The sequence below is a fragment of the Mesorhizobium sp. M0051 genome, from assembly GCF_040323235.1.
Classification (GTDB): Bacteria; Pseudomonadota; Alphaproteobacteria; order Rhizobiales; family Rhizobiaceae; genus Mesorhizobium.
Window position 1 is genome coordinate 298,227 of the sequence record NZ_JAMYUT010000003.1, and the last position, 11,858, is coordinate 310,084.

9 protein-coding genes are annotated in these 11,858 nt (G+C 61.6%); 4 read left to right on the forward strand and 5 right to left on the reverse strand.

Translation table 11 applies throughout. The annotated features are described in order from the left end of the window. Positions 1–18 precede the first annotated feature (18 nt). Positions 19–1,407, reverse strand: coding sequence for a Si-specific NAD(P)(+) transhydrogenase (gene sthA / locus NKJ90_RS05310; RefSeq protein ID WP_023759928.1), 1,389 nt, complete (start codon positions 1,405–1,407; stop codon positions 19–21). A 202-nt stretch (positions 1,408–1,609) separates the two neighbouring features. Between sthA and NKJ90_RS05315 the strand changes: the two genes are divergently transcribed. The 3 genes from NKJ90_RS05315 (at position 1,610) to NKJ90_RS05325 (ending at position 4,009) form a co-directional block, all read left to right on the forward strand. After that, positions 1,610–2,080: an RDD family protein gene (locus NKJ90_RS05315; RefSeq protein ID WP_023759929.1), complete on the forward strand. Its 471-nt coding sequence runs from the start codon at positions 1,610–1,612 to the stop codon at positions 2,078–2,080. A 140-nt stretch (positions 2,081–2,220) separates the two neighbouring features. Then, entirely contained in the window at positions 2,221–2,985 is a 765-nt protein-coding gene (locus NKJ90_RS05320; protein ID WP_023759930.1) for an arginyltransferase, read from the forward strand. A gap of 127 nt (positions 2,986–3,112) precedes the next feature. Next, positions 3,113–4,009 carry a DMT family transporter gene (locus NKJ90_RS05325; RefSeq protein ID WP_352485763.1) on the forward strand — a complete coding sequence of 299 codons (897 nt, stop codon included), beginning with the start codon at positions 3,113–3,115 and terminating at the stop codon, positions 4,007–4,009. A 120-nt stretch (positions 4,010–4,129) separates the two neighbouring features. Here NKJ90_RS05325 and NKJ90_RS05330 read toward each other — a convergent pair whose 3' ends face one another. The 3 genes from NKJ90_RS05330 to parC form a co-directional block, all read right to left on the reverse strand. Beyond that, positions 4,130–4,531 carry a hypothetical protein gene (locus NKJ90_RS05330; protein WP_023759932.1) on the reverse strand — a complete coding sequence of 134 codons (402 nt, stop codon included), beginning with the start codon at positions 4,529–4,531 and terminating at the stop codon, positions 4,130–4,132. A gap of 94 nt (positions 4,532–4,625) precedes the next feature. Then, the gene (locus NKJ90_RS05335) at positions 4,626–5,831 is read right to left on the reverse strand and encodes an AI-2E family transporter (RefSeq protein ID WP_023759933.1); all 1,206 of its coding nucleotides are present in this window, start codon (positions 5,829–5,831) and stop codon (positions 4,626–4,628) included. 319 nt (positions 5,832–6,150) lie between these two features. Then, positions 6,151–8,403 carry a DNA topoisomerase IV subunit A gene (gene parC, locus NKJ90_RS05340; protein ID WP_023762214.1) on the reverse strand — a complete coding sequence of 751 codons (2,253 nt, stop codon included), beginning with the start codon at positions 8,401–8,403 and terminating at the stop codon, positions 6,151–6,153. Between the two features lie 327 nt (positions 8,404–8,730). On the opposite strand from parC, the gene NKJ90_RS05345 reads away from it, so the two are divergent. Further along, the gene (locus tag NKJ90_RS05345; protein ID WP_023762212.1) at positions 8,731–9,921 is read left to right on the forward strand and encodes an aq_1923 C-terminal domain; all 1,191 of its coding nucleotides are present in this window, start codon (positions 8,731–8,733) and stop codon (positions 9,919–9,921) included. A gap of 114 nt (positions 9,922–10,035) precedes the next feature. Here the strand turns inward: NKJ90_RS05345 and aspS are convergent, their stop codons facing one another. Beyond that, a complete protein-coding gene (aspS, locus tag NKJ90_RS05350) occupies positions 10,036–11,826 on the reverse strand; it encodes an aspartate--tRNA ligase (protein ID WP_023762211.1) in 1,791 nt (596 codons plus the stop codon). Positions 11,827–11,858: the final 32 nt, after the last annotated feature.

Below are 11,858 nucleotides of genomic sequence, written 5' to 3' on the forward strand. Positions count from 1 at the left end.
CCAGCATGACCAGCCTGCCTACCCTCGTCCCATCCTGTTCCAGGCGTCCAGCCCGGCGATCTTGTAGGCTTCGGCGAGCGTCGGATAATTGAAGGTGTTGTTGACGAAGAAGTCGACGGTGCCACCGAGATTGATCACCGCCTGGCCGATGTGAATGAGCTCGGTGGCGCCCTCGCCGACGATATGCGCGCCGAGCAGGCGGCGCGTTTCGATCGAGAACAACAGCTTCAGGAAACCGGTGTTGACGCCCATGATGTGGCCGCGCGAGGTCTCGCGAAAACGCGCCACGCCGACCTCATAGGCGGCACCGCTCTCGCGCACCTGTTCCTCGGACTGGCCGACGGTCGAGATTTCCGGCACCGCATAGATGCCGTAGGGAAATGTTTCCGGTGGCGGCGGCAAGGGCACGCCGAACGCATGGCAGGCCGCCACCCTGCCCTGCTCCATCGAAGTCGAGGCGAGGCTTGGAAAACCAATGACGTCGCCGGCGGCATAGATGTTGGGCACGCTGGTCTGGAAGGATTGCGGATCGACCTTGATACGTCCTCTGGAGTCGGCGTCGATACCGACGACATCCAGGCCAAGGCTGCCGACATTGCCGGTGCGGCCGGCCGCGTAGAGCACGACCTCGGAACGGATGGTGCGGCCATCGGCCAGTTCCACCTCGGCGGTATCAGGCTTGGAGCGTATTTCCTTCACCGCGCTGCCCAGCCGGATGGTCATGCCGCGATCGCGCATCTGGTGGATGAAATCGTCGACGATCTCGCGGTCGACGAAATCAAGGATGGAATTGCGCGGTTCGACCAGCGTCACCGGCACGTCGAGCGCGGAAAAGATCGTCGCATATTCGACACCGATGACGCCGGCGCCGATCACGGTCAGTGTGCGCGGCAAACGATCCAGCTCCAGCATCTCATCGCTGTCGAAGACGCGGGTCTTGTCGAAAGGTATTTCGCTCGGCCGGTGCGGCCTTGTGCCAACCGCGATCAGTGCGTTGGCAAAACCGACCTCGCTGTAATCGCCGGTGTCTGATGTCAGGCTGACCTTGTTGGGGCCGAGAAATTTCACCGCGGCGCGGGCGCTCTTGACCGTGTTGCGCATGAACTGGTGCTGCAGCACCTCGACCTCGTGGTCGAGCGTCTTGTGCAGGCGCTCGACCAGATCGCCGACCGAGATATCCTGCTTGACCCGGTAGCCGCGCCCGTAAAAACCACGCTCGCGCCAGCCGGACAGGTTGAGCACTGTTTCACGCAGCGTTTTCGACGGGATCGTGCCGGTATGCACGGAGACACCACCCAGGCGCCGGCCGCGGTCGACCACCAGAACCGATTTGCCAAGCTTGGCCGACTGCACCGCGGCGCGGCGGCCGGAAGGGCCGCTGCCGATGACCAGCATGTCGTAGTCCATCTTGCCCCGTCCCCTGAGCGCTTTGTTGCGCCGCAGCAAGCTAATGCCATCCGCACCGCAAATTCAACCGATTCGGATTGTATCTGACGCGTATGGGCTTGCGCCTCGCAAAAAGGCCGATCTTGATTCCGTTACAAGTCTTCACCATTTCATTGCTGAGCGGCCCGCATCCTATGCCGGGCCCCTGTTACGAGGAAATGACATGAACGCCCGCGTTCTCGACGGCGAAATCATCACCACCAGGCTCGACGATGTCAGGGCCTATGACGGCGTGCGCACGCGGCGCATCCTGGCCTTCGTGATCGACTATGTCATCGTCGCGCTGCTCACCATTCCGTTTGCCATCCTGGTGTTCTTCCTCGGGCTTTTGACCCTCGGGCTTGGCTGGATGCTGTTTGGCGTCCTGGTGCCGGCCGTCGCCATCCTCTACATCTGGAACACGCTTGGCAGCGCCGATCAGGCCACCACGGGCATGAAGCTGATGGGCATCCGGCTCGACCGGCTCGACGGCAGGCCGATCGACGGCCTCACCGCGGTCGTCCATTCGGTGCTGTTCTGGGCCGGCAACGTCATCCTGTCGCCGCTGGTGCTGCTGGTGACGCTGTTTTCCGACCGCAAGCGCACCTTGCACGATCTTTTGCTCGGCACGGTCGTCAGCCGCACCGACCGCTGAAACGGCCCTCTGAAGAGCAGTCGCAGCCGATAAAGCGCAAATGTGAAGGCGTCGAGTCGACCACGTCCTCACAATCCTGTTGAATTTTTCGCCGTCCGCGCCAAAGGTAGAGCGATTCGAAGGAGTGTTTCCAAGGCTCGATGACGCAGCATCCGACCCAGTCGCCGCAATTCTTCCTGACCGCGCCATCGCCGTGCCCCTATCTCGACGGCCAGTTCGAGCGCAAGGTGTTCACGCATCTGGTCGGCGACAAGGCCGCGGAGATGAACGACCTCTTGACGCAAGGCGGCTTCCGGCGCTCGCAGAACATCGCCTACAGGCCGGCATGCGAAACCTGCCGTGCCTGTGTTTCGGTACGCATCCTCGCCCAGGAATTCGTCGCCAGCCGCAACATGAAGCGCGTGCTGCACCACAATTCCGATCTCGTCGGCTACATGCACAACGCAGAGCCCTCGACCGAGCAATATTCCCTGTTCCGCAGCTACCTCGATGCCCGCCACCGGCGTGGCGGCATGTCCGACATGACGGTGCTCGACTATGCCATGATGGTCGAGGATACCCATGTCGACACCAAGGTGATCGAGTATCGGCGGCGCGGGCCCGACACGTTCATCACCGGCAAGGGACAGGGCGAGCTGATCGCGGTTGCGCTCACCGACAAGATGGCCGACGGCCTGTCGATGGTCTATTCCTACTTCAATCCCGATTTCGAGGAGCGGTCGCTCGGCACGTTCATGATCCTCGATCACATCGCCCGCGCCAAGGCGATGGGCCTGCCCCATGTCTACCTCGGCTACTGGGTCAACGGCTCGCGCAAGATGAATTATAAGATGCGCTTCATGCCGCAGGAGCATCTCGGCCCAAAAGGCTGGGAGCGCTACACCAACGAAGCGGTTTTACGCTGAGTTTTCCACGATCCGCTCTTAAACTGTTTCAAGGCAGGAGATGCTGGTCTTTCAGCCGGTCGGCTGGAGAGGGTGCGCCATTGCGCCGGCCGGCCGCCAGCCTGCTCTTCATTGCGAAAGTTCCTCCATGTTCTCTCACCATGATCACCAGAAGGGTCTTTTGATAACCGCCATTGGCGGGCTGACGCTGACTGTCGACATACCTCTGATCCGCCTCGCCGACGGTGGCGCTTGGACGATCATGCTGCTGCGCACCGGCACCACATTCGTCGCGGCGATGGTCATCTGGTCGGTCTGGCGCGCTCTGAGCCGGAACGCCCCGCCACTTATCCCCGGCTGGTCCGGCCTGATCGTGGCGACCTGCTATGGGCTGACCGGGATCACCTTCGTCACCGCTGTCTATCACACCTCGACCGCCGATCTGGTGTTCATCCTGGCCTTCAACACCGTGTTCGCGGGGTTGCTGTCCTGGATATTCCTGCGGGAGAGGCCGCGGCTAGTGACGATAGCCGCAATGCTGATCATGATCCTCGGCGTGCTGATCATCGTCGGTGGTTCCGTCGGCACCGGAAAGTTGTTCGGCGATTTCATGGCGCTGTGCTCGGCCTTCTTCATCGCCGTGGCCATCACCATCTCGCGCGGCAGCGGCAAGGACATGGGATTCACCTCGCTCGTCGGCGTCCTTCTGCCGCTTGGGCTGGCAGCCTTCATGGTGACAGGCGAAGGCTTCCATGTGAACGCGCCATGGTGGATCATCCTCAACGGCGCCGTCATCATGCCGATAGCGTTCTTCTGCCTCGCCAATGGGCCGAAATACATATCAGGGCCTGAAGTGGCGATGTTCTACCTGCTCGAAACCGTGCTGGCGCCGGTCTGGGTGTGGATGATCTTTGCCGAGACACCGACCCGCAACAGCCTGATTGGTGGTGCGATCCTGATCGTGACGCTGATCGCACATTCGGCCTGGCAACTGCATGACGGGCGCAAGCGCCGTAGCGACTTTGCGGTGCATCATCCGGTGTAGCGCACTCTGAGCCGCGCCAAGGCACTCTGGAGTCAAAACCAATCAACGGGTTGCCACAAACGGCCGAGATGGTTGGAAAGCTGTCATTCCTAGGATTGTGGCGCATGCGGCCAAGTGCGATCAACCAGTCGGCGAATCTGAAAAAGGCTCAGCAACTATCTGGTATTCGTCCTCGTACACGACATAACCCAGACGAGCGCTCTTCATGACCTCGACATGATGCCCGTGATGCGCAAGGAGCCCCGTGAGATCAAAGGCCCTTGCCAAATGTTCCGTTGCTGTTGGCTTGAACCAGCTCAATCCTTGGGTCGTTTCTCTCCGGTAAAAACCCTTCGATCTTGAGAGGTTGAAACGCGGCGGTATTGCGAGGTTCTGTCGAAACCAGGCAAGATTATCTTCCAGCTGGTCCAACGTATGTCGATCGACATCCGGTTGACCCCGCAGTTCGTAGGCAGCGCCAAAGAAACCTTCGCGCGCATGCGTTCCCTTGATGATTTTTGATCGAACAAATCGCAAAAACATACGCAGGATATTATTTCTGATCGGGAATGGATCAATAGTCGCTCAGGGTAGCTGCTGACAGTTCAGTGAGCGTTGAATTTCACAGCCTGGATCTTCAGGCGCTGGCCTTTTTATCGGCGACAATCTCGATCTGCGGCGGACTACCCTCCAACTCCATAGGTGCCGCGGCCCCAAGCTCGTCGGCCAGTTCCACCTCACGCAACCATTCGCGCCAGATCGCGACTAGCAGCGCCATCAGCACCGGGCCGATAAACAGGCCGAGAAACCCCATGGTCTTGACGCCGCCGATCAGGCCGAAAAAGGTCGGCAGGAAGGGCAGTTTTATCGGCCCGCCGACCAGTTTCGGGCGCAATGTCTTGTCGACGATGAACAGTTCGACCGCGCCCCACAGGAACAGCGCCAGACCGGCCATCGGCGATCCGCTGGCGGCGAGGTAAATCGAGACCAGCGTGAAAGACAGCGGCGCGCCGCCGGGGATCAGCGCCATGACGCCGGTCAGGGCGCCGAGCGTTACCGGCGACGGCACGCCGGCCAGCCAATAGGCAATGCCCAGCACCAGGCCTTCGCCGATGGCGATGACGGTCATGCCGGTCACGGTCGAAGAGATCGTCGCCGGCACGACGCGCGAAATCCGCTCCCACCTGGTCGGCAGGATACGTTCGCCGAGGCGGTCGACCTGGCCGGCAAAGTGTTCGCCGTCGCGATAGGCGAAGAACAGCGCGATCATCATGAACAGCAGCGTCAGGAGCAGGCCGAAGGCGCTGCCGCCGGCGGCCAGTACTCCGCGGTAGATGCTGCCGATGTTGGCGCCGCTGACCAGCTGGATCAGTTCACCAATGCCGCCGGGATGGCCGAAATTGGTCGTCCATTGCTCGTTCAGCCACTCGCCCACGACAGGCATGGTGGCGATCCAGTGCGGCGTGACCGCGCCATGCCGGTTGGTCTCGATCGCCCACGCGACCCACTCGCGGACCTCGTTGATCGCGTAGGTGCCGGCGAGAGCGATCGGTATCACCAGGAAGGCGAGGATGAAGAGGATGGCAAAGGTCGCGGCGATGGTGCGGTTGCCGCCGACCGCGACAAGCAGGCGGCGGTAGAGCGGCCAGCTGGCGAAGGCGATGACGAGCGCCGCCAGCACAGGAAACAGGAAGCCGTGGAAGAAATAGACGCCGGCGGCGACGATCAGCACCAGCAGCCAGCGCGCCGCCGACAGCGGCGGAATGACGGCGGCCCGCAGCGGCGTCGACAGGCCGAACAAGCGCTGCTGTCGTTCCGGTTTCTGGATTTTTGATTCCTTCAATCGCCTGCCTCTTCCAAACACCCTTCCCGCTTATGCACTGATATAGTGCAGCAATCGTGACGATAGTCCAAATGGTTGGGTGGAGCTGCGCGCGCCATTGGCGCCGCCGCGGGCCAGCACCCCCCTCTGTCCTGCCGGACATCTCCCCCGCAAGGGGGAGATTGGCTGTCATGTCGGCTTTCGCAAATCGCCAACATTGGAAAGCGGGCAGAAAGGGCGAAGCTTCCGATCTCCCCCCCTGCGGGGGAGATGTCCGGCAGGACAGAGGGGGGTGTGAAGGATTGCTAGCGCCTGAGATTTTCAAACCTGAAAACTGCCGCTACCCAAACTTCCCCGTCCTCGGGAACCCTTTCGGCACCATCCGTCCAGCTGACGCACGCGCGCCGATCCATTCGGCCAGTTCCTCGCGCGACCTTGTGAAGGTGCGGTCGGCTGAATCCTGCCAGGAGAGGCCGTTTTCCAGCGTGAACGGCTTGAGGTCGAGAAGGCCGCCGTCCTTGTATTTCTGCAGCCGCACGCCCTTGCCGCGGCCCATCTCCGGAATTTCGGAGAGCGCGAATACCAGCATCTTGCGATTCTCGCCGACGATGGCGAGGTGATCACCTGTAACCGGGATGCAGCGCTTGGCCTCGTCCGGCGCCTTGACGTTCATCACCTGCTTGCCCTTGCGGGTGTTGGCGACGACTTCCTCCTCAGGCACGATGAAGCCGTTGGCGTCATGCGAGGCCAACAGCAGCTTGCGCTTCGGATCGTGAACGAAGGCAGTGACGATGTCCTGGTCATTGTCCATGTCGACGATGATGCGGATCGGCTCGCCATGGCCGCGCCCGCCGGGCAGCCGGTCGGCACCGATGGTGTAGAACTTGCCGCCGGTGGTGAAGACCAGCACCTTGTCGGTGGTCTGGGCATGGAAGGCGAGCTTAAGGCTGTCGCCCTCCTTGAAAGTCAGCGTCGAGAGATCGGCCAGATGCCCCTTCATCGCCCGCAGCCAGCCCTTTTCCGAGACGACCACGGTGACCGGCTCGCGCTCGATCATGGCGTGCGCAATGTCGGTCAGATCATGCTCGGGCGCATCGGCGAACTGGGTGCGGCGCTTGCCGAGCTCGGTCTCCGGGCCGAACTTGTCGCGGATGTTGGTGACTTCCCACTTGATCGTCGCCCACTGCTTCTCGTTTGATGCAAGCAGTGCCTCGATCTGCTTCTTCTCGGCGCTCAACCCGTCGAATTCCTTGCGGATCTCGAATTCTTCCAGCTTGCGCAGAGCGCGCAGCCGCATGTTGAGGATGGCTTCAGCCTGGGTGTCGGTGAGCGACCAGCGGGCCATCATCACCTGCTTTGGCTCATCCTCCTCGCGGATGATGCGGATCACCTCGTCGATGTTGAGGTAGGCGATCAGGTAGCCGGCGAGTATCTCCAGCCGTCTTTCGATCTCGCCGAGGCGGTGTTTCGAGCGGCGGACCAAAACGTCGCGGCGATGCTCGAGCCATTCCTGCAGCACGCCCTTCAGCGACAGAACGTTGGGCACCTTGCCGCGCGACAGGACGTTCATGTTGAGCGGGAAGCGGCTTTCGAGCTCGGTGAGCTTGAACAGCGATTCCATCAGGATGCCGGGGTCGACTGAGCGGCTCTTCGGCACCAGCACGACGCGGATGTCTTCCGCGCTTTCGTCCCTGATATCCTCGAGCAGCGGCAGCTTGCGCGCCATCAGCAGCTCGGCGATCTTTTCGATCAGCCGCGCCTTCTGCACGCCATAGGGAATTTCGGTGACGACGATGCTCCAGGTGCCCCTGCCCTGGTCCTCCTGGATCCATTTCGAGCGGACGCGAAAGCCGCCCCGGCCGGTTTCATAGGCTTCGAGGATCGAGGCGCGGCTGTCGACGATGATGCCGCCGGTCGGGAAATCCGGGCCCTGCACGAAATCCATCAGCTTCGCCACCGGCGCGTCCCGATGCTCGATCAGGTGAAGCGCCGCGTCGCAAAGCTCGGCCGCATTGTGGGGCGGGATCGATGTCGCCATGCCGACGGCGATGCCGGACGAGCCGTTGGCCAGCAGGTTCGGGAAAGCGCCCGGCAAAACCACCGGCTCTTCGTCTTCTTCATTGTAGGTCGGTCGAAAGTCGACGGCGTCCTCGGTGATGCCGGACAGCAGTTCGGTCGCGACATCGGTCATGCGCGCTTCGGTGTAACGCATGGCGGCGGCGTTATCGCCATCGATGTTGCCGAAATTGCCCTGCCCGTCGACCAGGGGGTAACGCATCGAAAAATCCTGCGCCAACCGCACCAGCGCGTCATAGATCGACTGGTCGCCATGCGGGTGGAACTTGCCCATCACCTCGCCGACGATGCGGGCGCATTTGGCAAAGCCCTGATCGGGGTTGAGGCGCAGCAGGCGCATCGCGTGCATGATACGGCGATGGACCGGCTTCAGTCCGTCGCGCACGTCGGGCAGCGCCCGGTGCATGATGGTCGACAGCGCATAGGCAAGATAGCGCTCTTCCAGCGCCTTCTTCAGATCGACCGGCTCGATATGATCGCCACCGCCATTTTCAGGCGGCAAAAGCCTTTTTCCCATGGGCTGGGACTAGCCGAGCGGGTGATTCGCGGCAAGAGGCAGACGGCTATGCCGGCCCTTCTGCAACACGAAACCGTACGCCAAGGGATATCGACCAACATCAGCCTGTTACATGCGGGTTCTAAGGCCAAGCGCGATGATATCGCCCACCGGCTCTTCATGATAAATTAGCCGGTTCGCACGTAGACGGTGGCATCGGGTTTGCCTTTCGCCGTGATTTTCGACCATTGTGCCGGGACACGCCTTTTTCCCGTCCAGTTCGTCACGGAATGGTGATGGCGCAAAGAATTGAAAAAACAATTTCAGGACACTCTCAGGGACCTTGCGATGACAATCAAACGCTCAACTCTCAAGAAATTCGCATTTTCTACCTTTTTGCTCACACTGCCGCTGAACGCCGCCCTCGCCCAGGATGCGGCGGTTGCCGACCGGCTGAAGGCGGCACTTTCCGCCCAGGGCGTCGACATCACCTGGACCGGCGTGACCGGTGACAACACCAGCATGGTGCTGCAGGGCGTTGCCATCAAACCGGCTGCGGAAAAGGAAGCCCTCGCCATCGGCGACGTCAAACTCGAAGGCGTCACCGAGGCCAATGGCGGCTATGACATCGCCACCGTGTCGACCGCTGCCTTCCAGCACAGCAAGGACGGCGTCACCCTCGATCTCAGCCCGTTCGTCATCCACGACATGTCCGTTCCGGCCGACGGCGCGACCAGCCCCTTGGGCTCGCTGATGATGTACAAGTCTGCCGAACTCTCGAACATGACCGTCAAGGTCGCCGACAAGACCGCCTTTTCGATGGACGGGCTTGCCATCGAGATCACGCCGCCGGCGGACGGCAAGGCGATGGAATTCAGCGCCACCACGGAAAAGTTCAACGCCGACCTGACGCTGGTCGACGATCCCAAGTCCAAGGAAGTGATCAACGCACTCGGCTACCAGAACATCGCGGGCAATCTCGAGATGGCCGGCACCTGGCAGCCCACGGACGGCAAGATGGAACTGTCGAAATACGACATCTCCGTCGAGAATGCCGGCACGTTCGGAATGACCTTCGATCTCGGCGGCTACACGATGGACTTCATCAAGTCGCTGCAGGAAATGCAGAAGAAGATGGCGGCACAGCCGGAAGGCGCCGACAATTCGGCACAAGGCATGGCCATGCTCGGCCTGTTGCAGCAGCTTTCGTTCAACGGCGCCTCGATCCGCTTCGACGACGATTCGCTGACCAACAAGGTGCTGGACTATGTCGGCAAGCAGCAAGGCATGTCCGGCAAGGACATCGCCAACCAGGCCAAGGCGATCGTGCCATTCGGCATGGCGCAGCTCAACAACCCGGAACTGACGGCGCAGGTCACGGCCGCGGTCGGCAAATATCTCGACGATCCGAAGAGCCTCGAGATCTCGGCCGAACCGCCGGCATCGGTGCCGTTCGCGCTGATCATGGCGGGCGCCATGTCCAATCCGCTCGACCTGCCGAAGACGCTCGGCGTCACCGTCAAGGCCAACGAGGACTGATCGAAGCGACCTCAAGATGCGAAAAGCCCGGCAGCGATGCCGGGCTTTTTATTGGGATTAGCGAATCGAAAGAATCGGTTCGGTCGGTTTTTTAAAGTATCGCCCGAAGCGCGATCAGGCGTCCTTCTTGGGCGCAGCAACGCGCAGCGACAGTTCGCGAAGCTGCTGCGGGCTCGCTTCCGAGGGCGCGCTCATCAACAAATCATAGGCCTGCTGGTTCATCGGGAACATGGTGACCTCACGCAGGTTCTTCGCCCCGACAAGCAGCATGACGACGCGGTCGATACCGGCAGCCATGCCGCCATGCGGCGGCGCGCCGTACTGGAAGGCGCGGTAGAGGCCGCCAAAGCGCTCCTCGACCGTGGCGCGATCCAGCCCGACCGTCTCGAACGCCTTGACCATGGTTTCTGGCAGATGGTTGCGGATACCTCCGCTAGCGATCTCGAAACCATTGCAGACCATGTCGTACTGGAACGCCTTGATGCCGAGCAGATCCTCGCCATTCAGCGCATCGATGCCACCTTGCGGCATCGAGAACGGGTTGTGGGCGAAGTCGATCTTCTTCTCTTCCTCGTTCCATTCGAAGAACGGGAAATCAACGATCCAGCACAGTTCGAAACGCTCGCGGTCGACAAGGTTCAACTCCTCGCCGGCGCGCGTGCGCGCGGCACCCGCGAAGGAAACGAACTTCTTCGGATCGCCGGCGACGAAAAACGCGGCGTCGCCATCGGCAAGACCGAGCTGCTGCCGGATCGCCTCGGTGCGCTCCTCGCCGATGTTCTTGGCGAGCGGGCCGGCGCCTTCGAGCTTGTCGCCCTCCTTGCGCCAGAAGATATAGCCCAACCCCGGCTGGCCCTCGCCCTGCGCCCAGGAATTCATGCGGTCGCAGAAGGCACGGCTGCCGCCGGTCTTGGCCGGAATGCCCCACACCTCGGCCTTCGGATCGTTGGCCAGGATGTTGGCAAACACCTTGAAGCCGGAATCGCGAAAATGGTCGGAGACGGCTTGCATCTCGATCGGGTTGCGCAGATCCGGCTTGTCGGTGCCGTATTTGCGCATGGCGACATCGTAAGGGATGCGCTGGAAGTTCTGCGTCACCGGCTTGCCATTGGCGAAGGTCTCGAAGACCTCGCGCATGACCGGCTCCATGGTCGACAGCACGTCGTCCTGCTCGACGAAGCTCATTTCGAGGTCGAGCTGGTAGAATTCGCCGGGCAGACGGTCGGCGCGCGGATCCTCGTCGCGGAAGCAGGGCGCGATCTGGAAGTAGCGGTCGAAGCCCGACACCATGATCAGCTGCTTGTATTGCTGCGGCGCCTGCGGCAGCGCGTAGAAGGTGCCGGGATGGATGCGCGACGGCACCAGGAAATCGCGCGCGCCTTCCGGCGACGAGGCGGTGAGGATCGGAGTCGAGAATTCGGTGAAACCAACCTCGCCCATGCGCCTGCGCATTTCGGCGATGATTTTCGTCCGCGCAATGATGTTCTTGTGCAGCGTCTCGCGGCGCAGGTCGAGGAAACGGTATTTCAGCCGGATATCCTCGGGATAATCAGGCTCGCCGAACACCGGCAACGGCAATTCCTTGGCCGCCGACAGCACTTCGATCTCGCGGGCGAAAATCTCGATCTCGCCGGTCGGCAGGTTAGCATTGGTTGTCTCGGGCAAGCGTGCCTTGACCTCGCCGTCAACGCGGATGACCCACTCGCCACGCACGGTCTCGGCAACCTTGAAGGCCGGCGAATCGGGATCGGCGACGATCTGGGTCAGGCCATAATTGTCGCGCAGGTCGATGAACAGCAGGCCGCCATGATCGCGCACGCGATGCACCCAGCCCGACAGGCGAACGGTCGAGCCGACGTCGCTCTTCCTCAACTGGGCACAGGTATGGCTGCGGTAACGGTGCATTGTCATTGGTACAGTCCGGGGTGCTGGGTTGC